Below are 23155 nucleotides of genomic sequence, written 5' to 3'. Positions count from 1 at the left end.
ACGGCGGATCGTGTCGGCGCTCAGCCGGACCGCGCGAAGTAGGTATTGCGCTGTGGCCGTTGATCGGGATCCAGGTGCTTGGGCAGAATGACGTACGGCAGTTTCCTGATCTTCACCATTTTCAGATGCCCGGCATGAACCATGACATGATGTGCGGTGCATAGCGGACAGCAGTCCTGCAATCGCGTGTGCCCGCCTTTGGACCACGGCATGAAGTGGTGGTATTCGAGCAGGGCCGGTTCCTCGGTGCAGCCTGGCACCAGACAGCCGCCGTCGCGGTCGCGCGCGGCGAGTTTCATCCAGCGCGGGAACAACCTGGCATCCCGGCCGATGTCCATGATCACCCCGTCGGCGTTGTAGATCGGGCTGAGGACTTTCGCCTCGCAGAGCATCGTGCGTAGTTCAGGTGCGGAGAGCTTGACCCCATGTGCGGTGATCCCGCTGATCGAAGCGAGGTCGGCGAGGTCCTGGTAGCTGGCATGCACCACTATTTCCGGGGTAATGCGCTTGGCGCTGTTGTTCGGATCGATATTTCGCAGGATGGCATTGAGCGCGTTGAGCCTTCGTTCCGGAACGGTGCATGTCGTTGGCACGATGGGCACCGAAGCTTCCGGTGGGGCGCTAGGCGAAGCACTTGTTCCTTCGCCCGCCGGCTGCGGACCCCGGGCCCAGTCAGGAATCGGCTCGTCGCTATGCCAAAGATCGTCTTGTACCGGCTCATCGGTGCAGGTTTCGGCGCGGGACGATTCGCGGCCGGTCCGCTCCGGCTCATCGGAAGGCTCCGGGTCATCAGACCGCTCCGGCTCATCAGGTGGTGCACTGTGGGCGGCTTGGCGGGCGGCTGCGCCAGCCCGGGTGCGCTTGTTGTCAGCCTGGGCGATCAACGAGTTCCACAGCTCGGCGTCCAGGGCACGCACACGGACAATGAATTCGTGGACGCCATTGACGACGCGGCCGCGGAAAAGGCCCAACGGAGGCGTGCGGGTTTCGCTATGCGCCTCTTTGTAGTCCTTGACCAGCGTGTTCAGCTGCTTTTGGCGGGTTCGCAACGGTGTTTCGGCCAGCAGCGCTGCGGCTTGCTCCTCCAGCAGCGTGCCATCGGCAGCCGTGGCGGTCGCCGAGGTGGGGATGCCGTCGAAGGTGGTGTCTGCCGGTTCGAACTTGTTCAATGCCCGGGCGGTTTTCAGCACTTCGCGGGGGTCGCGCACATGATGCAGGTCCGGTGGAGCCCAGGGCGCGGACGCGCAACGGGCAGCGTCGAGCGGGTCGGCAGCGGCGGCAAAATGCCCGGCCAATGCGGTGAAACGCGGAGCGCAGGCGGTGCCGGAGCTATCGCGCCGGGCGTGGACCAGGTGCGCATCCTCGACGCGGCGCGCGGCGTCAAAGTAGTTCAGATCGAGTACCGCGGCCAGGAGGCTGGCGGCGTCGGGGTAAACCGTGCGGCCGGCGGCGAGGCGCGGTTCGGCGCTGAAGTCGGTGCGGCCCGCGCGCAGATCGTCGAGTTCATCCAGGTGCAGCGCGTGGGCGCCGGTGGTTTCCACGAGGCTGGCAGCAATGACGGTCCCGCGGGTGGCCTGGCGGCCCAGGGCTTCCGCGAACTGCGCATTGGCCACGGCGGCCCGCGGGTCGGTCAGCTGTTCGGCCTGCCGGGACAGATTCCCGATCAGTTGCAGGAGGATGGCTTGGGCCTGCAGCAGTTGCGGCGTGCTGGGGGCAGGCTCACCGGAGCCCTGATCGGCCATGTGGCCGGCCAGCGCGGTGAGCGAGTGCGCGAGCTGCTGGAGATCCATGGATCGATCATGCGCCGCCGCCAAGGGCTTGGGCACGGCACCGCCACGCTCTGTGGAAAAGCGCGTGGCGGTGCGGGGCAGGGGCGGTATGCGGTTAGCGCGGCTCGGCCAGCTGCAGGAAGCGGGCGGCGACTTCCGCGCCGCCGTCGACCTCGCGGGTGGTGACCATGATGGTGTCATCTCCCGCGATGCAGCCCAGGATCGAGGGCATCTGCGAATGGTCGATGGCCAGGGCCAGCAGGTTCGCTGCACCCGGCGGGGTGCGCAGCACCACGATATTCCCGGAGGCTTCGGCGGTGACCAGCTGTTCGGCGCAGATCTTCGCCAGGCGCGCGTCGAGCACCTCCTGGGTGATGACGGTCTGCGGGGAACGGTCCCCGCCCTCCTGGCGCACCGCGTAGATCAGCTGGCCGGAGTGGTCGCGGATGCGCACCGCACCGATTTCCACCAGGTCGCGCGAGAGCGTGGCCTGGGTGACTTCCAGCCCGTCATCCTTGAGCAGCCCGAGCAGTTCGGCCTGGGATTTGACCGAGTTGTTGCCCAAAAATGCGCGGATGCGGGCCTGGCGGGCGGTTTTGGTGCTTGGCTGCGAGGACATGCTAGAGCTCCACTCGTGGATCTTCGGCAAGCCCGGAGGCGACCATGAGCCAGGTCATGATGGCCTTCTGGGCGTGGACGCGGTTCTCGGCTTCGTCGAAGACTACCGACTGCGGACCATCAATGACCTCGGCGGAAATTTCGTAGCCGCGGTAGGCAGGAAGGCAATGCAGCACGATCGCATCCTCCTTGGCCAGCTTCATCGCCTCGGAAGTTACCGAGTAGTCGGTGAACAGCTTCAGCCGTGCTTCCTTTTCATCTTCCTGGCCCATGGATACCCAGGTGTCGGTGACCACCACATCGGCGTTGTTCAACGCGGCGGCGGCATCGGTGGTGATGGTGACCGATCCCCCGGTGAGCTTCGCCCGCTCTTGCGCTGCGGCAATGATCGATTCGGCCGGCAGGTAGCCTTCGGGGCCGGCGATGCGCACGTGCATGCCGGCGGTCACGCCTGCAAGCAGGTAGGAGTTGGCCATGTTGTTGGCCGCATCGCCCAGGTAGCTCATGGTCAGCCCCTGGGTGGCTCCCTTGTGCTCGCGCACGGTGAGCAGATCGGCGATCAGCTGGCACGGGTGGTAGTCATCGCTCAATGCGTTGATCACCGGCACCGAGGAATTCGCGGCCATGTCCTCCAGCCCGGACTGTGCATAGGTGCGCCAGACGATGGTGGAGACCATGCGTTCGAGCACCTTGGCGGAGTCGGCGATGGATTCCTTGTGGCCCAGCTGGGATTCGCCGGAGTTGATGACCAGCGGGGAACCGCCGAGCTCGGCGATGCCGGCGTGGAAGGAAACGCGGGTACGGGTGCTGGTCTTGTCGAAGAAGACCGCGACGGTCTGCGGGCCTGCGTAGGGCTGGTAGCCGAACTTGTCGGCTTTCATGGCGGCGGCCAGATCGAGCACCTTGGACTGCTCGTCGGGGGTGAAATCCAGGTCGGTCAGGAAGTGGCGGGTTGCGCTCATCAGTTGGTTCCTTAGAGTTGTGCGAAGTTCTAGGCGGCGGCGATCAGCTGCGGCAGGGCGGCCAGGAAGCTGCCCAGTTGCTCTTGGGTGATCACCAGTGGCGGGGCCAGGCGGATGGTCTTCTCATCGGTGGCGTTGACGATGAACCCGGCATCCAGGGCGGCGGCCACCAGTTTCGGCGCGTTCGCTTCGGCCAGTTCGAAGGCGGTGAGCATGCCTGCCCCGCGCACCTGGCTGACCCCGGCGATGCCGGAGAGCTGTTCGCGCAGCCAGATGCCGTTCTCCCGGACCTTGTCGAGCAGGTTCTGCGATTCGATGGTGTGGATGACGGCCAGTCCGGCGGCGCAGGCCACCGGGTTGCCGCCGAAGGTGGTGCCGTGATCGCCCGGGGTCAGCCACGCGGTGTTCGCTTCACCGAAGACGATCATCGCGCCGATCGGGAAGCCGCCTCCCAGGCCCTTGGCCAGGGTCATCACATCGGGAATCACCGGTGCGGAGGCGAAGAAGGAGCCGGTGCGGCCCATGCCGGTCTGCACCTCGTCGAAGACCAGCAGGGCGCCGGCCTGAGCCGTGATCTCGCGTGCGGCCTGCAGATACTGCGCGGAGAGCATCTTCACCCCGGCTTCGCCCTGGATCGGCTCGATGAATACGGCCGAGACGGTATCGTCCACCGCGTTGCGCAAGGCGTCGATATCGCCGGCCGGAATCCAGGTGACATTCTGCGGCAGCGGCGCAAAAGGCGTCCGGTACTTTTCCTTGTAGGTCAGCGACAGCGCGCCCAGGGTGCGGCCGTGGAAGGCGTGCTCCAGTGCGATCACGCGGGTTCGCGGGGCAGCTTCGGTGCCGGCGTTGCGGCGGGTGAGCTTCAGCGCGGCCTCATTGGCTTCGGTGCCGGAGTTGGCGAAAAAGACCTTGGACCCGGCCGGGGCGGCGGAGATTTCCAGCAGCTTTTCGGCCAGGGCGATCTGGCTCGGGGAGGTGAAGAAGTTCGACACGTGCCCCAAGGTGGCCAGCTGGCTGGTGATCACCGAGGTCAGCAGCGGGTTGGCGTGGCCCAGGGTATTCACCGCGATGCCGCCGAGCAGATCCAGATACTGGTGGCCATCGGCATCCCAGACGTGGCAGCCGGCCCCGCGCACCAGAACACGCTGCGGGGCGCCGAAAACGCCCAGCAGGGATTGCTGGTAGCGCTCGGACAGCGCCGAGGAGGAGAGCTGCGCGAGCTCTTGCACCTCGTCGGTGGCCAGCTCGGAAGCGCCGGTGGTTTCTGCGGTGTGCGCGGTCTGCTCGCTCACTTGATGTCCTTCGAGTCGGTGTGGGACGCCGGGAGCACCTGGGTGCCCACGCCGGCGGTGGTGAAGATTTCCAGCAGCATCGAGTGCGGGGCCCGGCCATCGACGATGTGGGCCTGTGCCACGCCTTCGTCCACGGCTTTGAGGCAGGCCCCCATCTTGGGGATCATGCCCGATTCGAGGCTGGGCAGCATGCCGCGCAGCTCGTCGTTGGTGATCGAGCTGATCAGCGAGGACTTGTCCGGCCAGGCAGCGTACAGGCCCTCCACATCCGTGAGGATCACCAGCTTGGTGGCGCCCAGCGCGCTGGCCAGCGCGGCCGCTGCGGTATCCGCGTTGACGTTGAGCACCGCGCCGGTGGGATCGCCGTGTGCGTCGAATTCCGGGGCGACGGTGGAGATGACCGGGATCATGCCGGCCTCCACCAGCGAGTCCACCTGGTCGGTGCGCACCCGGGTGACCTCGCCGACCAGTCCCAGATCCACCGGCAGCCCGTCGACCACGGTGCCGGTGCGGATGGCCTGCAAGGTGGCGCCGTCTTCTCCTGACATGCCCACGGAGTAGGGGCCGTGCGAGTTGATCAGGCCGACCAGATCGCGCTGCACCTGGCCAGTGAGCACCATGCGCACCACGTCCATGGCCTCGGGGGTGGTCACGCGCAGCCCGCCGCGGAATTCGGAGTTGATCCCCAGGGTGTCGAGCATCTTGTTGATTTGCGGTCCGCCGCCATGCACGACCACCGGGTTGACCCCGGCATGGCGCAGGAACACGATGTCTTCGGCGAAGGCGCGGCGCAGCTCGTCGTTGACCATGGCATTGCCGCCGTATTTGATGACCATTGTGGTTCCGGCGAAGCGCTGGATCCACGGCAATGCTTCGATCAGCGCTTCGGCCTTGGCTTGGGCGATGTCCAGATTGGTGCGGATGGTTTGGGCCATGGGGTGATTCCTCAAGTGCTGCCTAGCTGGAGTAGGCGGAGTTTTCGTGGACGTAGTCGTGGGTCAGGTCGTTGGTCAGCACGGTGGCTTCCTCGCTGCCCGCGTTCAGGTCGATCTCGATCACGACGTTGCGTTCTTCGAGGCTGACCAGGTTGCGGTCTTCCCCGACCCCGCCGTTCTTGCAGACCATCACGGAGTTGATCGACACGTTGAGCTCATCGGCTTCGAAGGCGGCCTTGGTGGTGCCCACTTCGGAGAGCACGCGTCCCCAGTTCGGATCCTTGCCGAACACCGCGGTCTTCACCAGGTTGGAGCGGGAGACGGCCTTGGAGACTTCCAGGGCGTCGGCTTCGGTGGCGGCGTTGTAGGTGCGGATCGCGATGGTGTGATCGGCCCCTTCGGCATCCTCGATGAGCTTGGCGGCCAGTTCGCAGCAGGCGTCGGTGAGCGCAGCGGTGAATTCGCCGATATCCGGGGTGGCACCCGAGGCGCCGGAGGCCAGCAGCAGCACCGTGTCGTTGGTGGACATGCAGCCATCGGAGTCGGCGCGGTCAAAGCTCATGGCGGTGGCCGCACGCAGTGCGGTGTCGGCCTGCTCTTTGGAGAGCACGGCGTCGGTGGTAAGCACAACGAGCATGGTGGCCAGCGCCGGGGCGAGCATGCCCGCGCCCTTGGCCATGCCGCCGATGGCGACCTGATCGGAGCCATCGGGGCCCACCAGGCGCGAGACCAGCTTCGGCACGGTGTCGGTGGTCATGATGCCGGCGGCAGCCTGGTCGGCGGCGTTCTGGTCGTCGGCCATCAGCTCGGCGGCGGCTTTCATGCCGGGCAGCAGCTTGTCCATGGGCAGCTGCACGCCGATCAGCCCGGTGGAGGCTACAGCCACGTCCGAAGCGGAGACGCCCAGCAGCTCAGCGGCATATTCGGCGCTGCGGTGGGTGTTGCCAAATCCTTCGGCGCCGGTGCAGGCATTAGCTCCGCCGGAGTTCAGCAACACCGCGTCAACACGGCCGTCGGCGAGCACCTGCCTGGACCAGTGCACCGGGGCGGCGGCGACGCGGTTGGAGGTGAAAACCCCGGCGGCGGTGAACTGCGGGCCGAGGTTCTTCACCAGGACGACATCGTTCTTGCCGGTGGATTTCAGGCCTGCCGGCACGCCGGCCGCGGTGAATCCTGCCGGCGCGGTGACGCCGGTTGCGGCGGCCGACGGGTGGGCGGGGGTGTAGGCGAGACTCACGGTGCGACTCCTTGCATGAGCAATCCGGTATTTTCTTCCAGGCCCAAGGCGATGTTCATCGACTGGACTGCGGCACCTGCGGTGCCTTTGGTGAGGTTATCCAGCGCGGCGGTGACGATCACGCGGTTGGCGTGGGTATCGAAGGCCAGCTGGAGCTGGACGTGGTTGGAGCCTTGGACCGCGCTGGTGGTTGGCCATTGGCCCTCGGGCAGCAGGTGCACAAATTGCTCATCGGCGTAGGCCTGTTCCCAGGCGGCGCGCAACTGCGCTTCGCTCACGCCGGCCTTGGCCTTCGCGGTGGCGGTGGTGAGGATGCCGCGGGGCATCGGGGCCAGGGTCGGGGTGAAGGAGACGGTGACCGGTTCGCCGGCGAGCTTGGAGAATCCCTGCTCCATTTCCGGGATGTGCCGGTGGATGCCGCCCACGCCGTAGGTACTCATCGAGCCCATGACTTCACTGCCCAGCAGGTTGGGCTTCAGCGACTTGCCGGCCCCGGAGGTGCCGGAGGCTGAAACGATGACCACGTCGTCGGCTTCGAGCAATCCCGCGCCGAAGCCCGGGGCCAGGGCCAGCTGGCCACCGGTTGGGTAGCAGCCTGGGACGGCAACACGCTTGGTGCCGACCAGCTTCTCGCGCTGGCCAGGAAGCTCGGGCAAGCCATAGGGCCAGAATCCGGCATGCTCCGAACCATAGAACTTTTCCCAGGCGGCGGCTGATTCAAGACGGTGGTCCGCACCGGCGTCGATGACCAGGGTGTTTTCCGGCAGGGCCGCGGCAACGGCGGCCGAGGCGCCGTGCGGCAGGGCCAGGAACACGACGTCATGCCCGGCGAGGTTTTCCACGGTCGTGTCGACCAGGACGCGGTCGGCGAGCGCGTGCAGGTGCGGTGCGATCGAACCGAGTCGCTGCCCGGCCTGGGAGTGCGCGGTGATCGCGCCAATCTCTACTTCTGGATGGGCCGCAAGGATGCGAAGGACCTCACCGCCGGCGTATCCGCTGGCGCCGGAGACAGCTACTGAAATCGTCATGACCAGATTCTATCGCGAAATATTCACGCACGCTAATAAATATTCATAAAATACTTCGTCACGTAACCCGACATCCATCCGGCCCTTCCCCCACCTTGGCGGGCGAAGTCCTAAACTGGCGATAGAGACCCGCCCGAAGACCCCGGGACACCGCGTATTTCAGGAGCACCGCATCATGCAGCAACAAGCCATCGTGGTCAACGAACCCACCGACGCCACCGGATTGCAGCCAACCCGCCTCCCGGTCCCCACCCCGGGCCCCGGCCAGCTGCTGGTCAAGGTCGCGGCCACCGGCGTGAACTTCATCGAAACCTATCAGCGCAGCGGCGTCTACACCGTGGACTACCCCTTCGTCCCGGGCTCCGAATTCGCCGGAGTGGTGGAGCAGATTGGCGAAGGCGTCCAGAACTTCAAGCTGGGCGATCGGGTGGCCACCGCCTCCGGCGAGGCCGGCTACTCGCAGTATGCCCTGGTGGATGCCGACCTGACCGCCAAGGTCCCCGACTCCGTGAACCTGCACATCGCCGCCGCCTTGCCGCTGCAGGGGATGACCGCCCACTATCTGGTCCACTCCAGCTACATGGTGCACGACGGCGATGTCATCCTCACCTACGCCGGCGCCGGCGGCGTTGGGCTGATCCTCACCCAGCTGCTCAAGCTCAAGGGAGCTACCGTCATCACCACAGCCTCCACCCAGGAGAAGAAGGACCTGGCCAAGGCAGCCGGGGCCGACTACGTGGTGGACTACGAGCAGGTCGCCGAGACCGTCGAGAAGGTCACCGGCGGCCAAGGCGTCAACGCGGTCTACGACGGCATCGGCAAGGACACCTTCGAAACCTCGCTGGCGGCCCTGCGCCGCCGCGGCACGCTGGTGCTCTTCGGCGGAGCCAGCGGCCAGGTGCCGCCTTTCGACCTGCAGCGCCTGAACGCCGGCGGATCGTTGACGGTCACCCGTCCGAAGCTCGCGGACTTCCTCACCTCGCAGCAGGAGATGCATTGGCGCTTCGGGGATATGGTCGGCTGGGTGGCCACCGGAAAGATCGATGTGCGCATCGGCGCCCAATACCCGCTGGCCGAGGCAGGTGCCGCCCACGCCGCGCTGGAATCGCGTGCCACCACCGGCAAGGTCATTTTGCTGCCCTAACTAGCAGTTACATGTCCGGGGCACAACATCGAGCACGGTGCCCCGGGCCTGCGGCGTAGCAGTAGCGAAATCTATGAGACTTAGCCGACAATTCAGCCAAGACAGCCCCTGCGATTCACCGATTCCGTATTAAATAGCTATCGGATCCCCGATCCGCCCCTCCAGCATCCATTTCCTTTTTTGGGCCGCGCTCCCCCAGCGCCCCGAAGACCATTTACGCAGTTAAGTGAAGGGATGGATCCGTTCATCATGGACAACGATCAAACTCTTGCGCCGGATCGAGAAATCTACGCCCCCCAGTTTCCTTCCGGCGCTCTGGCCCCGGCCGCCCGCACGCTGGTAGACATCCTGCAGGCCACCGCCGAGGCCCACCCTGACGCGCCCGCCATCGATGACGGCGAGCGCGCAGAAAGCTACGCCGAGCTAATCGAAGAGGTCAAGGCCAAGGCCCGCCGCCTGCACGAGCACGGCCTCGGTGCCGGCGACCGCATCGGCGTGCGCGTTGAATCGGGCACGCGCCACCTCTACGAGTGGATCCTGGCCATCATCTGGGTCGGCGCCGCCTATGTCCCGGTGGATGCGGACGATCCCGACGAGCGAGCCAAAACGGTGTTCACCGAAGCCGAAGTGGCCGGCATCGTCAAGGGCATCGATACCATCGTGGTGGATGCCGCACGGCCCAAGCCGTTCGCGTCCCCGCGCCTGCCGAACCTGTCCGATGACGCCTGGATCATCTTCACCTCCGGCTCCACCGGCAAACCCAAGGGCGTCGCGGTCTCCCATCGTTCCGCGGCGGCCTTCGTCGATGCCGAAGCGCAGATGTTCCTGGCCAGCGACCCGCTGAACACCACCGACCGGGTCCTGGCCGGGCTCTCGGTCGCCTTCGACGCCTCCTGCGAGGAAATGTGGATCGCCTGGCGCAATGGCGCCTGCCTGGTACCCGCCCCGCGCGCCCTGGTGCGCAGCGGCATGGACCTCGGCCCTTGGCTGATTGCCCGCTCGATCACCGCGGTCTCCACCGTCCCCACCTTGGCGGCCCTGTGGCCAGCCCAGGCCCTGGACTCGGTGCGCCTGCTCATTTTCGGTGGCGAGGCCTGCCCGCCAGAACTGGCCGGCCGCCTGGCTACCGAGGGCCGCGAAGTCTGGAATACCTACGGGCCAACCGAAGCGACCGTAGTGGCCTGCGGAGCCACCATGGACGGCAGCCTGCCGGTGCGCATCGGATTGCCGCTGGCCGGCTGGGATCTGGCCGTGGTCGACCCCCAGGGCATTCCGGTGGCCGAGGGCGAATCCGGCGAGCTGATCATCGGCGGCGTGGGCTTGGCCCGCTACCTGGATCCAGAAAAGGATGCCGAAAAGTACGCGCCGATGCCCACCCTGGGCTGGGAGCGCGCCTACCGCTCCGGCGACATGGTGGTCAACGACAGCCAAGGCCTGATCTTCATCGGCCGTGTTGACGACCAGGTGAAGATCGGCGGCCGACGGATCGAGCTGGGCGAAATCGATGCCGCGCTCAACTCGCTGGCCGGGGTTACCGCCGGCGCGGTGGCCGTGCGCGAAACCGCCACCGGAAACAAGATCCTGGTCGGCTACCTCCAGGCGCCTGAAGACTACGACTTGTCCGCGGCCCGCACCGCCTTGCTGGAGGACCTGCCGGCGCCCATGGTGCCGATCCTGGCCGTCATGGACAACCTGCCGATGAAAACCAGCGGCAAGGTCGACCGCAATGCCCTGCCCTGGCCACTGCCCGGTGCCGAGCAGAATGAATCCTCCGGCGAGCTGCCGCCACTGGATGAGGTGGGAGAATTCATTGCCGAAGCATGGCAGGGAGCGCTCGGCGCACCTGTATCCGGGGTAGACGCCGACTTCTTCGCCGCCGGCGGCGGTTCCCTCTCGGCCGCCCAGCTCGTCTCCGCCTTGCGCGTGCGCTATCCGGATCTGACGGTGGCCGAACTCTATGACTACCCGCGCTTCGGAGCCCTGGTTGAATTCCTCGGCGGCCAGCAAGCCACGAGCGAGCCGGTGGAACCGCGGACCGTGGCGCGCACCAAGCGCATCACCCAAGTGGCGCAGACCCTGGTGGCTTTCCCGCTGTTCATCCTTTCGGGGCTGCGCTGGTTCACCTATTTGATGATCGGGCACGTGGCCCTGGCGGCCATGGGAATTTTTGACGACCCATTGCCCACCCCGTGGTACGTGATCGCCGGATTATGGCTTCTCTTCGCCACCCCGCTCGGGCGCATGGCGCTGTCCATCCTGGCCACGAGGCTGCTGCTGCGCGGGCTGGAGCCCGGGGTCTATCCGCGCTCTGGTTCGGTCCACCTGCGCCTGTGGCTGGCGCAGCACGCAGCCGATGTAGTGGATCCGATTTCGCTCTCCAGCGCGCCGCTGCTGCCGTGGTACGCACGCATGCTTGGCGCGAAGATCGACCGCACAGCCACCTTGCACACCCTGCCGCCGGTGACCGGAATGCTCACCGTGGGCCCGGGCGCCACCATCGAGCCCGAGGTGGATGTCAGCGGTTACTGGATTGACGGCGACAAGGTGCACGTGGGGGCCATCGAGGTTGGCGCCCGCGCATCGATCGGCGCGCGCAGCACCTTGGCCCCCGGAGCGGTGATCGGCGAGGGCACGATCGTCGAGGCCGGTTCGGCCGTCTACGGAAGTGCCCGCGGCAGCTCCCGGTACGCCGGCTCCCCTGCGACCCGGCAGTCCAAGGCCAAGCCCAAGTGGCCCGAAGCAGAACCGGCCTACCGCAGGATGCCTCGCGTGCTCGCCGGCTTCGCCTCGATCCTGCTGAACCTGTGGCAGTGGATCCCGGTGGTTCTCGCTTTCCTCTCGGTCACCCCGATCCTGCGGCCGGCCCAGTCGCTGGCAGAAATCGGCTGGCGTTTCATCCCGGCGGTGATCGTGGCGGCAATGGTCTGGTTCCTGTCGAGCATGATCCTGACGGTCATCGTGGTGCGCTTGCTGTCGATCGGCTTGGTCGAAGGATGGCATCCGGTCACCTCGCGCGTGGGCTGGCAGGCCTGGGCGACCGAGCGGGTCCTGGATGCCGCCCGCGATCAGCTCTTCCCGCTCTACGCTTCGCTGTTCACCCCGATCTGGCTTCGCCTCTTGGGAGCCAAGGTGGGACGCGATGTGGAAATTTCCACGGTCCTGCTGATCCCGAAGATGACCACCATCTCCTCCGGCGCCTTCCTGGCCGATGACACCATGGTGGCCTCCTACGAACTGGGCGGCGGATGGATGCATATCGCGCCGGTGCGCGTGGGCAAGAAGGCCTTTTTGGGCAACTCCGGCATCCTGCATGCAGGACGCCGCGTGCCAAAGCGATCGCTGATTGCGGTGCTCTCGGCCACGCCGAAGAAGATGAAGGCCGGGACGTCGTGGATCGGTTCCCCGCCGAACAAGCTGCGCCGCACCACGGTGGAAGCCGAGTCGGAGCGCACCTACCGTCCGGCCCCGAAATTGAAGATCATGCGTTCCTTCTGGGAGCTGGCCCGTTCCCTGGCGGTCTTCACGACCGTGGCCATCGCCGGTGGCGTGCTGTGGGCCCTTGCCGCCCTGGCCACCTACGCCGGCGTGTGGGCCAGCATGCTGCTCTCCGGCGCGGTGCTGGTGCTTGCCGGCGCGTTGGCTGCCGTCATCGCGGTCGCCGCCAAATGGCTGGTGGTCGGCGCGATCCGCCCCGGCGAGCACACCCTGTGGAGCTCGTTCATCTGGCGCACCGAAATGGTCGATTCCTTCACCGAACTGGTGTGCGCCCAGTGGTTCGCCCGCCTCGCTAGCGGAACCCCGGCCTTGGTCTGGTTCCTGCGCGCCCAGGGCGCCACGATCGGCCATGGAGTGTGGTGCGAAAGCTACTGGCTGCCGGAGGCCGACCTGGTCACCCTGGAGGATCACTCCACGGTCAACCGCGGCTCGGTGCTGCAAACCCACCTGTTCCACGACCGCATCATGTCCATTGACGCGGTCACCCTGGGAGCAGGGGCGACGCTCGGCCCGCATAGCGTGATCCTGCCAGCGGCGCGGATCTCCGAGGGCACCACCACCGGCCCGGCCAGCTTGGTCCTTCGCGGCGAGGTTCTGCCTGCCAATACCTACTGGCGCGGCAATCCGGCAGTACGCTGGAACACCACCCCGGATACACAATGTACGAAGCCCATCGCACAGGAAGCCTGAGGCAACGCACCGATGCACCATCGCATACTGGATGAGTACACCAAGCACTACGGCTCCCCGACCTACACCGTGGAACATTACGATGTGAACCTCGTGGTGAAGCTCGCGAGCAACCACCTCGATGGCCGAGCCATGCTGCGCATTCGCGCGCTCGAAGATCTCAACGAGATCCCGCTGAACCTCAATGGGCTGAAGATCATGAAGGCCACTTGCCAGGGACGCAAGGTCTCGGTCAGCAAAAAGCACCACCGTGTGGTCATCTCGACCCCGAACCGGATCCAAGCCGGGGATTATATCGAATTGAACCTGCGCTACGGTGGAAATCCCAGCGTCGATAACGGGCAATGGGGCGAGGTGGGCTGGGAAGAGCTCACCGACGGCATCCTCGTTTCGGGCCAGCCGGTGGGAGCTTCGACCTGGTTCCCCTGCAATGACCATCCAAGCCACAAGTCCTCCTACCGTTTCGAGGTATCCACCGATGCGGGCTACCGCGTGGTGGCCAATGGAGACTTGATCTCGCACAGCCGCTCGGCCAGCCGCAATACCTGGGTGTACGAACAGCGCGAGCCCATGGCCACCTATCTGGCGACCTTGCAGATCGGGCGCTACATCGAAATCGCCTTTGACCGCGGGCACCACCTGCTGGCCTACTCGGTTCCAGGCAATGATCTGCCGGTGCGCGGAGCCTTCGCGAAGCAAAGCCAGATGGCCGAGATCTTCGAGCGCAAATTCGGCCCCTACCCCTTCGGGAATTACAAGATCGTCGTGGTCGACGACGAATTGGAGATTCCGCTGGAAGCCCAGGGAATGAGCATTTTCGGGCGCAATCATCTCTCGCTTCAGTGGGAGGCCCAGCGCCTGATCGCCCATGAGTTCGCGCACCAGTGGTTCGGCAATTCGCTGACTCCCTCACAATGGCAGGACATCTGGCTGAACGAGGGCTTCGCCTGCTTCAGCGAGTGGGTGTACTCGGAACACGCCGGGGTCATGCCGATCAAGCAGCGAGCCCGCGCGGCCTGGGAGAAGCTCAAGTCCCTGCCCCAGGATCTGCAGATCGGGGACCCCGGCCCGAAGGACATGTTCGACGATCGGGTCTACAAGCGCGGGGCGCTGACCCTGTACGCATTGCTCATTGCGCTAGGCGAAGAGGCCTTCTACGAGATGCTGCGCGATTGGACGGCGAGCTACGCGCACGGCAGCGTTGATACGAAGAAGTTCACGAGCCATCTGAAGAAGCATGCTTCTGGCATCGATGTGGATCAGATTCTGCAATCCTGGCTCACCGATCTTGAACTGCCGGGCTTCCCGGCCTAAGAGTTCGGCTGGCCTGTTGTCCAGTTCACGATCCATTCATTATCAGTTCATCCACGAAATTTAGGCTTGCCACCATGAGTGTAGAAATGCCCCTGCTCGATGATGCCTTCCGCGGCTATTCGGTGCTCGACGATGATGACGATGATCCGTTGCTGCTGCGCGCCGATGGCACCGTCGTTGACACCTGGCGCGAAGACTACCCCTACGCCCTGAAACTCGACCGCGAAACCTACGAGATTGAAAAGCGGGCCCTGCAGATCGAGCTCCTGAAGCTCCAGAAATGGGTCAAGGCCAACGGCCGGCGCATCATGATCGTTTTCGAGGGCCGTGATGCCGCAGGCAAGGGGGGAACGATCAAGCGCTTCACCGAGCATCTGAACCCTCGTGGCGCCCGCGTTGTCGCGTTGGAAAAACCCAGCGAACGCGAATCCTCCCAGTGGTACTACCAGCGCTATGTGCAGCACTTCCCCTCAGCCGGGGAAATCGTGCTCTTCGACCGTTCCTGGTACAACCGTGCCGGCGTGGAACGGGTCATGGGCTTTTGCTCCCCGGAACAGGTGGACCACTTCCTGGACCAGACCCCGCTCTTCGAAAAGCTCGTGGTCGATGAGGGCATCGATTTGGTGAAGTTCTGGTTCTCTGTCTCTGCTAGCGAGCAGCTCACCCGCTTCACCATTCGGCGAATCGACCCGGTGCGCCAGTGGAAGCTCTCCCCGATGGATCTCGAGTCCCTGGATAAATGGGAGAAGTACACGGAAGCCAAGAAGGAAATGTTCCTCAAGACCGACACCGATCACGCTCCGTGGACAGTGGTGAAGTCCAATGACAAGAAGCGCGCCCGGCTTCAGGCGATGCGCCACGTGCTGAACCTGTTTGACTACAAGGGCAAGGATCATGAGCTGATCGGATCCCCCGATCCCCAAATCGTGGGACGCGCTGCAAACGTCATCACCCACGGCGAAGAGTTCTAGGGCGTTACGAGTTTCATCGCACGGTGATCGCCGTGGCCAGCAGGCCACGGCCCACTGGGGATTCGCTCATCCATGTCCCGCAGAGCACTGACAGGTCAACGCCGCCGTGCACGGGGCTGGCCTGCAGGATCCGGGCGGTGAAGGCTCCTGGCTCGTGGCCGACCGTAATCTCGCATTCAAGAAAATCAAGCCAGCGCCGGGCCAGCGGATACCACGTTTTGAAGACGCTCTCCTTGGCGCTGAACATCAGTTTGTCCCAAGCGATGCCGGGATCTTCTGCTTGGAGGCGAGCGGCCAAGCGCTGTTCTTCCGGCAACAGGATCAGGCCGGCCACTTCTGCTGGCAACGCCTGATGCGGCTCTGCGTCGATGCCGATACCGCTGAAATCACCGGTGCTGGCCACGGCGGAGGCTCGCAGTCCGACTGCATGCGTCATGCTGCCCACGATATTCGGGGGCCACACCGGCGCACGGTGCTCATCGGGAACGAGGATGTAATCGCCGTACCCGAATTCGGCGAGCGCTTGACGGGCGCAAATGCGCACGGTGCGGAACTCCCGTTGACGGGATTGGACCGCGTCGGCCACATACTGATCCTCTTGCCAGAATCTAGGCCCGTCATCAAGCTCGGTACGCGTCTCGGCCACGCGTACGGCCCCGGGCAGGAGTTTGGAAAAAATCTGCATGGGTTTCCGTTTAGAACCGCGACGATCCGCCGGAGCCCGAGAAGCTGCCGCCACCGGAGTATCCGGTTGAGACCGACCCGGACGAACTAGAGGACGCGCGGGATTGATCCACCGAGTTGGTTCCCGCAGTGTAGCCAGCGTTGTAGCCGCCCACGCTCCAGTACAGCGATGCGGGATTCACAACGTCCAGGATGGTCCCTCCTCGCGGGCCCTGGCCCGCCGTGGAATAGCGGGAGCGTTCCATTTCCCTGCGCATCTGCTCCTTCTCTTCATCGTTCTCCGCGTAGGCTTCGATCTGGGCCTTGGCAAAGTCGTCCAAGCGCTCTGTCAGCCCGCGTCGAAGATCGGAGAGCTCATCCAAGGCCGCATCGACGTCGATTTGTCCGGCCTTCAATTGGGTTCCCAGCGATTCCAGCGATTGTGTTGCCGACTCACGGTACGAGGCGAGCGCCGCCGCGCTGCCCATCAGCTCAGGCTCCACGTCATCGATCAGCGTGGAGATTTGGGCGAGATCGCCTGCCAGCGGCTTCGTCTGCGCGCGCCAGGCCTCTTCCCACGAGGCTGAACGGGTGTAGAGCGCGGCGGCAGCGATGATGGCGTCATCGGTGAGATCAAGGTTTTGCGCTTCGGCCTTGAACTCCTTGGCGGCGTCCACGCCACGGCTAGAGGAACGGTATTTCTTCTCCGCTGCTTCAAGCTTGGCTTGCGAATCGAAGGATTCACGATACTTCGACATGAAGTCGGCAAATCGGCGTTCAAGTTCCGCGGCGTGGGTTGACCCGGTGGGCAGCGTCTTAGCGGCGAGCTCGGTTTCTTCCAAGTCCATCGTGACATTGGTCAGATGCTCTCGTCCCGCGTAAAAATCCTTGGCAAAATTCTTGCGTCGCGAAGACCGCACTGCGGCGGTGGCCGCCAGGACAACACCGGTGCCGCCGCCACCTGCCGCAACGGTCCACCATAGGGCGGGACTTTTGTACCACGGCCGATTCATGATTGCCGATGCCTTGTCGGCAACCGCGATCACGCCGTCGGTCCACCGCGACAGGTTGAAGTCGTCATACCCTGCCTCGTGGATGCTTTCCATCTGGCTAGTGGTCACTTTGCGATCCTCGCCAAAATACGTGCCAATTTGACCGTCCCCGCTGCCTTCGACCGACAAGGTGATGATCAGCATCCCGTCGGCCCAATAGTCGCCATAGTCCTCGGCCTCTGCCGAGATCCATTCTGGATGGCTCTTGCGCGCGAATTCGAGCGTTTTGGTATTGATGTCATCGGAATACTCGCCGTCGCGTGTATACACCGCGATGTTGGTCGGTTCGTTGAAATCCAGTTCATCCAAGGCGTCCATGAGCCGGTCGCGATTGATCACGCCCGCCGTGTCGTCAATGCTGACCTCCCCCAGATTCTCACCTGCGTGGATCTGCGCTCCCGACACCGCCTGGGCCGGGACTACCACGTTCAACAGGCCGAAGGACAGGACCGCTGCTGCGCTGACCACTCGCCTGGACAGATTGCTTCGTGCCATGTTCGCTTCTCCTCGGGACCGATGCTGGATGGCTGGTGAACGACTGCTCGCACCAGTTTATCGATCAAAAGTGATTTTTTGGCGCAACCGGTAGTGACCTGTCGTGCAGCCCACCATCACTGCGTTAGCTTTTCCAACGCAGTTCTTCGAGTTCCTTGCCTTCGGCAGAGGTGTCGATGACGTGATGAATTGCTCAGACTAGGGGTCTCTTCTCGGATTCTTGCCTGATCAATAAGCGTTAAACGCTCCAGACTAGTGATGTAAAACAGGACCAGGTCATTGCTTCCTGCACGACTACGCCGAAAACGGCGGTAAAATTGCAGAATGACTAGCATTGACGATTCCGGGGCATCCGTCCTTTCAGAGCCAGAGCGCGAAATTCTCACCTGGGACACCTTCGGTGAAGCCTCCCGCGAACTTGCACAGACCATCGTAGACAGCGGCTTCGAGCCCGACATCGTCTTGGCGGTAGCACGCGGCGGCCTGCTCTTGGCCGGATCGATCTCCTACGCACTGGGTGTCAAGGCTTGCGGCGCCCTGAACGTCGAGTTCTACACCGGGATCGGCACCGTTCTCCCGGAGCCAGTTGTGCTGCCACCGATGCTGGATGACGGCCACCTGCGCGACAAGAAGATCCTGATCGTTGACGACGTTTCCGACTCGGGCCGCACCTTGGAAAAGGTCGTCGACCTGGTTTCGGCATGGGGCGCGGATGTCAAGACCGTTTGCCTCTACACCAAGCCACGCACCATCATGGTCCCGGACTACGAATGGCGCCGCACCGACAAGTGGATCACCTTCCCATGGTCCGATCTTCCACCTGTCACCGCAGGCGGAGCAAAGTAAATTATCATTCTTCAGCGGGGAACGATGCGAATCGTTTCCCGCTGTTGTTTGCCCTTTTGGCGCCGTTCGTTTGATCAGACACAGATTTTTTAGTGGGCTGAGTTCATCCCATAGGCTGATGGTATGAGTTCCTCAGTACAACTAAGGGCAATTGACGGAACCGATACGGATTTCATCGTGGGTCTCAGCGCGGATGAGCGCGTCACCGCGTTCATTGGCGATGGCCAGCCATGGAGCCGCGAATACGCGCTACAGCGAGTAAATCAAGCGATCGACAGCAATGGGATTTCATGGTTCATCGTATGGCTCGATGGCGTGCGAATAGGCTTGTTCACTGCCACGGACCGTGCCCATGCCACAGAGATCGGCTATTGGCTTGCGCCCGCAATGTGGGGCCAGGGCTTGGCCAAGGCCATCGTCGCCCAAGGATTGCAGCATCTGCAAGAATCCGGAATCACGGATCTCATGGCCAGGGTGGCACCAGAAAATATCGCATCACTCAAAGTCCTGGAGCGGCACGGATTCATCCGCCAAAGCCACGATGCAGCGCTGGTGACCCTGACCCGGGCAACACCGCAGGCCTAGGCTGCAGTCGCTTCCTGCGGCAGCCCGAAGCTGCTTGGCCGCATGGGATCCGGTGCTTCCTCTTCTGGCTGGTAGGTCGGGGTAGGCTCATCTTGCAAATGCGCTCCGGCGCCGCGTTCGATGAAGACAATCACTCCCCAACCTGCTGCAATCAAGGCAGCGACAGCCAGGAAGCCAAGGAATAACACCAACAGCACAGCGCCGCAAGATCGCAGTCCCTTCACGGCTCACCACTTCCCTGATCGTCATTAGTTATTGAGGAATCCCAGAAACAAGTGTAGTCGCCCTTCGGGAGTTCGACGTTGCGACTATGCAGCAATGCCCCGCTGATCGCCTTGGGGTCAAGGCACGCAGCGGGGCATCGCGGGTTTCAGCTAGCGCTGGGTGGCGCCAAACTTCTCGGCAGCCACGGCGACTGCCGCGGCGCGCGCCTCGGAGGCCTCGTCAGCGGTCAGGGTGCGGTCGGTGGCGCGGAAGCGCAGGCCGAAGGCCAGCGACTTCTTGCCATCCTCGATGCCCTTGCCCTGGTACACATCGAAGAGTGCAATGTCTTCCAGCAGGTCTCCGGCACCTTCGCGCAGAGCCGCCAGGACGTCGCCGGCGACAACATCCTGATCCACGACCAGGGCGACGTCCTGGGTGGCCACTGGCTGGGTGGACAGGTGCTCGGCAACGACCACGGCAGGAGCCGCGACCATCAGGGCCGCAGCGTTCAGCTCCATGGCCACGGTGCGCGCTGGCAGGTCCTGGTCCTTGAGCAGCTGCGGGTGCAGTTCACCGGCGTAGCCGACGACTTCCCCGGCAACCTTCAAGGTCGCGGCACGGCCAGGGTGGAACGCCTGGTGGCTGCCCTGGGCGATCTCCAGCTCGACGCCGAGGATACCGGCAACCGTACGTGCTGCCTCCAGTGCGTCGGCCCAATCCCAGGCACGCGGCGCAAAGCCGGCAGCGGCGGAAGCCTCGTTGCCGGTCAGCACAGCAGCCAAATGCCACGGCTGGTTCGGAACTCCGTTGAACAGTTCGGCCAGCACCTCGTCACTTGGCTTGGCGCCCAGTGGAGGGAGCACGCTGGAACCCAGCTGCTCGCCTGGCTGGAAGACCAGTCCGCCCTCGTAGAGGGCCAGATCGCGGAAGCCGCGTCCGATGTTGCGGCGCGCGGTTTCCAGCAGGCCTGGCAGCAGGCTGGTGCGCAGGAAGCGGAATTCCTTGGAGATCGGATTGGCCAGGGAAATGGCCTTGACCTCGGTGCCGGCCTGGGCTGCGCCGAAGGTGCTGTTCTGCAGCTCGGAGACAAACGGGTAGGAGAGGATCTCGGTCAATCCCGCGTCGGCCAAGCCCTGGAGCAGGCGGCGGCGCTGGGACTGGACGCGGGTCAAGCCGCGGCCCGGAGGAGCCACCGGCAAGGTAGCCGGGATCTTGTCGTAGCCGACGACTCGGGCTACTTCTTCGACCAGGTCTTCCTTGATGGCCAGGTCCGGACGCCAGCCTGGCGCGGTGACCAGGAAGCCGGTGCCGTTCTGCTCGACGCTCGCGCCGATGCCTTCCAGCGACGCGACGGTCTGCTCGTCGGTGTAGTCCACGCCGATCAGGGAGCTGGCGAAACCCGATGGCAGCTGGATCTGGGTATCAGCTGGCTGGGCGCCGGTATCGGTGATCTTGGTGGTTTCGGTACCGCCGGCCAGCTCGACGAGCAGGTTCACCGCACGCTGGGCCGCGATCTGCATGATCTGCGGATCCACGCCGCGTTCGAAGCGCTTAGAGGCTTCGGACGGCAGCTTGTGGCGGCGGCGCGAACGGCCGATGGATACCGCATCGAAGTGCGCTGCTTCGATCAGCACGCGGGTGGTCGAATCGGTGACTTCGGTGGCGGCTCCGCCCATGACGCCGGCGATGCCCAGGGCACCTGACTCGTCGGTGATCAGCAGGTCTTCGACCGACAGTTCGCGTTCCTTGTCGTCCAAAGTCGTCAACTTCTCGCCGGCGTGGGCGCGGCGCACGGTGATGGCACCGGTGAGCTTGTCAGCGTCGTAGAAGTGCAGCGGCGCGCCGAGTTCCAGCATCACGTAGTTCGAGATGTCCACGGGCAGCGAGATGGAGCGCATGCCGGCCAGCTGCAGGCGCGAAGCCATCCAGCGCGGGGTCGGCAGGCACGGGTTGATGCCGGTGACCTCGCGGGTCACGAAGCGGGTGCAGCCTGGAACATCGTAGATCGGTGACTGGTCAGCCAGGACCACGTCGTGGCCGGCCTCGGTGGCTTCGGAGACCGCAACGGTGGTGGCCGGGTCGGTGAAGGAGGTTCCGGTAGCCAGCGCGTACTCGCGGGCCACGCCGCGGATCGAGAAGCAGTAGCCGCGGTCCGGGGTCACGTTGATCTCCGCGGCCTGGTCATCGAGTCCGAAGAGCTCGAAGATATCGGTGCCCAGTTCCGGGTCCAGCCCGTAGTTGGAGAGCACGATGATGCCGTCGTGGTCATCGCCGATGCCCAGTTCGCGCGAGGAGGCGATCATGCCGGCCGAGGTGTGGCCGTAGGTCTTGCGCGGGGAGATCTTGAAGTCCCCGGGCAGCACGGCGCCGGGCAGGGTGACAACAACTTTGTCGCCCTCAACGAAGTTGTGCGCACCGCACACGATGCCCTGCACGCCGGAGGGGTCGATGCCCTTGCCGGCCAGGGTCTGCTCGGCGCCTTCCGGGACCACGCGGACCTGGCACCAGTTGATGGTCTTGCCGTTGGAGGCGACCTCCTTTTCCAAGGAGAGCACCTGGCCCACCACGATCGGGCCTGAAAGCTCATCGGAGGGACGGTGCACGTCTTCTTCTTCGAGGCCGACCTTGACCAGGTCCGCCATCACGTCTTCAGCCGAGGCGTCGGCTGGTACCTGCGCGTACTCGCGCAGCCAAGATAGTGGAATACGCATAACTTAGATCTCCATCCCGAAGTGCTGGCTGAAACGGATGTCGCCCTCGATCATGTCGTGCATGTCCGGGACGTCGTTGCGGAACATGAGCGTGCGCTCGATGCCCATGCCGAAGGCAAAGCCGGAGTACTCATCCGGGTCGATGCCGGCAGCGCGCAGCACGTTCGGGTTGATCATGCCGCAGCCGCCCCATTCGATCCAGCGCGGGCCGCCCTTGGCACCCGGGTGCCAGATATCCAGCTCGGCGGATGGCTCGGTGAACGGGAAGTAGGCTGGGCGCAAGCGGATCTGGGCTTCTTCGCCGAACATCTGGCGGGCGAAGTGCTCCAGGGTGCCGCGCAGGTCGGCCATGGTCAGGCCCTTGTCCACGGCCAGGCCTTCGAACTGGTGGAAGACCGGGGTGTGGGTGGCATCGAGCTCATCGGTGCGGAAGGTGCGTCCAGGGCACAGCACGTAGACCGGCAGGTCGCGTTCGAGCAGGGAGCGGACCTGCACCGGGGAGGTGTGGGTGCGCAGCACGAGGTGGGCGTCGGCAGGCTCGATGAAGAAGGTGTCCTGCATTTCGCGGGCCGGGTGGTCCGGCTTGAAGTTCAGCGCGTCGAAGTTGAACCATTCGGATTCGACTTCCGGGCCTTCTGCAATTTCCCAGCCCATGCCGACGAAAATGTCGGCTACGCGGTCCTGCAGGACCGAGAGCGGGTGGCGAGCGCCGACCGGGCGGCGGCGTGGGGCCGCGGTGACATCAACGGTCTCTTCGATGAGGATGCGGGCTGCTTCGGCTTCTTCCAGCACCGTGGTGCGGGCCGCGAGGGCCTTGTTGACGCGGCCGCGAGCCGAGCCGACCAGCTTGCCGGCGATGGCCTTGTCCGATTTGTCGAGCTTGCCGATCTGCCGGTTGGCCAATGACAGGGCCGACTTTTCGCCGGTGTGCGCTAGTCGGGCATCCTTCAGCTCGTTCAGGTCTCCGGCAGCCTCGATGGCGGCCAAGGCGGCGCCAACGGCCGCCTGGATGCCTGCTTCGTCGGTTGGGTGCGGAACGTTGGACTCCCCGTCGGGAGCTTGTCCAGTTGTCTGATCAGACATGGGATCGATCGATCCTTACTCTTATCTTGTACTTACGCGTAGAACACTTTGGTTCCAT

The 23155-nt window shown here is 64.4% G+C and carries 18 protein-coding genes; 6 read left to right on the top strand and 12 right to left on the bottom strand.

The window, feature by feature from the left end; translation table 11 throughout:
* Positions 1–20: 20 nt before the first annotated feature.
* From OF385_RS05400 to argC, 7 genes are all read right to left on the bottom strand, one after another.
* Positions 21–1790 carry an HNH endonuclease signature motif containing protein gene (locus OF385_RS05400; protein WP_264277336.1) on the bottom strand — a complete coding sequence of 590 codons (1770 nt, stop codon included), beginning with the start codon at positions 1788–1790 and terminating at the stop codon, positions 21–23.
* Between the two features lie 94 nt (positions 1791–1884).
* The gene (locus OF385_RS05395; RefSeq protein WP_264277335.1) at positions 1885–2388 is read right to left on the bottom strand and encodes an arginine repressor; all 504 of its coding nucleotides are present in this window, start codon (positions 2386–2388) and stop codon (positions 1885–1887) included.
* 1 nt (position 2389) lies between these two features.
* The gene (gene argF / locus OF385_RS05390; RefSeq protein ID WP_264277334.1) at positions 2390–3349 is read right to left on the bottom strand and encodes an ornithine carbamoyltransferase; all 960 of its coding nucleotides are present in this window, start codon (positions 3347–3349) and stop codon (positions 2390–2392) included.
* Between the two features lie 29 nt (positions 3350–3378).
* On the bottom strand, positions 3379–4644 hold the full coding sequence (locus tag OF385_RS05385; protein ID WP_413468104.1) for an acetylornithine transaminase: 1266 nt from the start codon (positions 4642–4644) through the stop codon (positions 3379–3381).
* The gene (gene argB, locus OF385_RS05380; RefSeq protein ID WP_264277333.1) at positions 4641–5579 is read right to left on the bottom strand and encodes an acetylglutamate kinase; all 939 of its coding nucleotides are present in this window, start codon (positions 5577–5579) and stop codon (positions 4641–4643) included. The genes OF385_RS05385 and argB overlap by 4 nt, the downstream gene beginning before the upstream one ends.
* 22 nt (positions 5580–5601) lie before the next feature.
* Positions 5602–6816 (bottom strand): bifunctional glutamate N-acetyltransferase/amino-acid acetyltransferase ArgJ, encoded by a 1215-nt coding sequence (gene argJ / locus OF385_RS05375; RefSeq protein ID WP_264277332.1) that lies wholly within the window; start codon positions 6814–6816, stop codon positions 5602–5604.
* Positions 6813–7844: an N-acetyl-gamma-glutamyl-phosphate reductase gene (gene argC, locus OF385_RS05370; RefSeq protein WP_264277331.1), complete on the bottom strand. Its 1032-nt coding sequence runs from the start codon at positions 7842–7844 to the stop codon at positions 6813–6815. The genes argJ and argC overlap by 4 nt, the downstream gene beginning before the upstream one ends.
* Before the next feature lie 175 nt (positions 7845–8019).
* Here argC and OF385_RS05365 point away from each other — a divergent pair, with 175 nt between their 5' ends.
* The 4 genes from OF385_RS05365 (at position 8020) to ppk2 (ending at position 15458) form a co-directional block, all read left to right on the top strand.
* Positions 8020–8988 carry a quinone oxidoreductase family protein gene (locus OF385_RS05365; RefSeq protein WP_264277330.1) on the top strand — a complete coding sequence of 323 codons (969 nt, stop codon included), beginning with the start codon at positions 8020–8022 and terminating at the stop codon, positions 8986–8988.
* Positions 8989–9237: 249 nt separating this feature from the next.
* Positions 9238–13173, top strand: a complete 3936-nt coding sequence (locus OF385_RS05360) for a Pls/PosA family non-ribosomal peptide synthetase (RefSeq protein WP_264277329.1) — start codon at positions 9238–9240, stop codon at positions 13171–13173.
* A 12-nt stretch (positions 13174–13185) separates the two neighbouring features.
* Positions 13186–14487, top strand: a complete 1302-nt coding sequence (locus OF385_RS05355; RefSeq protein ID WP_264277328.1) for a M1 family metallopeptidase — start codon at positions 13186–13188, stop codon at positions 14485–14487.
* Between the two features lie 74 nt (positions 14488–14561).
* Positions 14562–15458 (top strand): polyphosphate kinase 2, encoded by an 897-nt coding sequence (ppk2, locus tag OF385_RS05350; RefSeq protein WP_264277327.1) that lies wholly within the window; start codon positions 14562–14564, stop codon positions 15456–15458.
* 13 nt (positions 15459–15471) lie between these two features.
* Here ppk2 and OF385_RS05345 read toward each other — a convergent pair whose 3' ends face one another.
* Complete coding sequence (locus OF385_RS05345) at positions 15472–16143, bottom strand: 4'-phosphopantetheinyl transferase family protein (RefSeq protein WP_264277326.1); 672 nt, start codon at positions 16141–16143, stop codon at positions 15472–15474.
* Between the two features lie 10 nt (positions 16144–16153).
* A complete protein-coding gene (locus OF385_RS05340; RefSeq protein WP_264277325.1) occupies positions 16154–17668 on the bottom strand; it encodes a DUF5129 domain-containing protein in 1515 nt (504 codons plus the stop codon).
* A 324-nt stretch (positions 17669–17992) separates the two neighbouring features.
* On the opposite strand from OF385_RS05340, the gene OF385_RS05335 reads away from it, so the two are divergent.
* Together OF385_RS05335 and OF385_RS05330 are read left to right on the top strand one after the other, a co-directional pair.
* Positions 17993–18514, top strand: a complete 522-nt coding sequence (locus OF385_RS05335) for a phosphoribosyltransferase (RefSeq protein ID WP_264277324.1) — start codon at positions 17993–17995, stop codon at positions 18512–18514.
* 123 nt (positions 18515–18637) lie between these two features.
* A complete protein-coding gene (locus tag OF385_RS05330) occupies positions 18638–19099 on the top strand; it encodes a GNAT family N-acetyltransferase (protein ID WP_264277323.1) in 462 nt (153 codons plus the stop codon).
* On the opposite strand, the gene OF385_RS05325 is transcribed toward OF385_RS05330, so the two are convergent.
* From OF385_RS05325 to pheS, 3 genes are all read right to left on the bottom strand, one after another.
* Positions 19096–19323 carry a hypothetical protein gene (locus tag OF385_RS05325; RefSeq protein WP_264277322.1) on the bottom strand — a complete coding sequence of 76 codons (228 nt, stop codon included), beginning with the start codon at positions 19321–19323 and terminating at the stop codon, positions 19096–19098. The two genes, OF385_RS05330 and OF385_RS05325, sit on opposite strands and share 4 nt — an antisense overlap.
* A gap of 150 nt (positions 19324–19473) precedes the next feature.
* Positions 19474–22014, bottom strand: coding sequence for a phenylalanine--tRNA ligase subunit beta (pheT, locus tag OF385_RS05320; protein ID WP_264277321.1), 2541 nt, complete (start codon positions 22012–22014; stop codon positions 19474–19476).
* 3 nt (positions 22015–22017) lie between these two features.
* Complete coding sequence (gene pheS, locus OF385_RS05315; protein WP_264277320.1) at positions 22018–23097, bottom strand: phenylalanine--tRNA ligase subunit alpha; 1080 nt, start codon at positions 23095–23097, stop codon at positions 22018–22020.
* Positions 23098–23155: the final 58 nt, after the last annotated feature.

It is taken from the genome of Glutamicibacter sp. JL.03c, from assembly GCF_025854375.1.
In the GTDB taxonomy this organism is placed as follows: Bacteria; Actinomycetota; Actinomycetes; order Actinomycetales; family Micrococcaceae; genus Glutamicibacter.
Note: the sequence above shows the minus strand (reverse complement) of the source record. Positions and strands in the feature narration are given on the sequence as shown.

Excerpts from the sequence above, each read along its gene's own strand:
- argB (WP_264277333.1), bottom strand. The coding sequence starts at position 5,579 with ATGGCCCAAACCATCCGCACCAATCTGGACATCGCCCAAGCCAAGGCC.
- OF385_RS05335 (WP_264277324.1), top strand. The coding sequence starts at position 17,993 with ATGACTAGCATTGACGATTCCGGGGCATCCGTCCTTTCAGAGCCAGAG.
- OF385_RS05340 (WP_264277325.1), bottom strand. The coding sequence starts at position 17,668 with ATGGCACGAAGCAATCTGTCCAGGCGAGTGGTCAGCGCAGCAGCGGTC.
- OF385_RS05330 (WP_264277323.1), top strand. The coding sequence starts at position 18,638 with ATGAGTTCCTCAGTACAACTAAGGGCAATTGACGGAACCGATACGGAT.
- OF385_RS05365 (WP_264277330.1), top strand. The coding sequence starts at position 8,020 with ATGCAGCAACAAGCCATCGTGGTCAACGAACCCACCGACGCCACCGGA.
- OF385_RS05400 (WP_264277336.1), bottom strand. The coding sequence starts at position 1,790 with ATGGATCTCCAGCAGCTCGCGCACTCGCTCACCGCGCTGGCCGGCCAC.
- OF385_RS05395 (WP_264277335.1), bottom strand. The coding sequence starts at position 2,388 with ATGTCCTCGCAGCCAAGCACCAAAACCGCCCGCCAGGCCCGCATCCGC.
- ppk2 (WP_264277327.1), top strand. The coding sequence starts at position 14,562 with ATGAGTGTAGAAATGCCCCTGCTCGATGATGCCTTCCGCGGCTATTCG.
- pheS (WP_264277320.1), bottom strand. The coding sequence starts at position 23,097 with ATGTCTGATCAGACAACTGGACAAGCTCCCGACGGGGAGTCCAACGTT.
- OF385_RS05345 (WP_264277326.1), bottom strand. The coding sequence starts at position 16,143 with ATGCAGATTTTTTCCAAACTCCTGCCCGGGGCCGTACGCGTGGCCGAG.
- OF385_RS05355 (WP_264277328.1), top strand. The coding sequence starts at position 13,186 with ATGCACCATCGCATACTGGATGAGTACACCAAGCACTACGGCTCCCCG.
- argC (WP_264277331.1), bottom strand. The coding sequence starts at position 7,844 with ATGACGATTTCAGTAGCTGTCTCCGGCGCCAGCGGATACGCCGGCGGT.
- pheT (WP_264277321.1), bottom strand. The coding sequence starts at position 22,014 with ATGCGTATTCCACTATCTTGGCTGCGCGAGTACGCGCAGGTACCAGCC.
- argF (WP_264277334.1), bottom strand. The coding sequence starts at position 3,349 with ATGAGCGCAACCCGCCACTTCCTGACCGACCTGGATTTCACCCCCGAC.
- OF385_RS05360 (WP_264277329.1), top strand. The coding sequence starts at position 9,238 with ATGGACAACGATCAAACTCTTGCGCCGGATCGAGAAATCTACGCCCCC.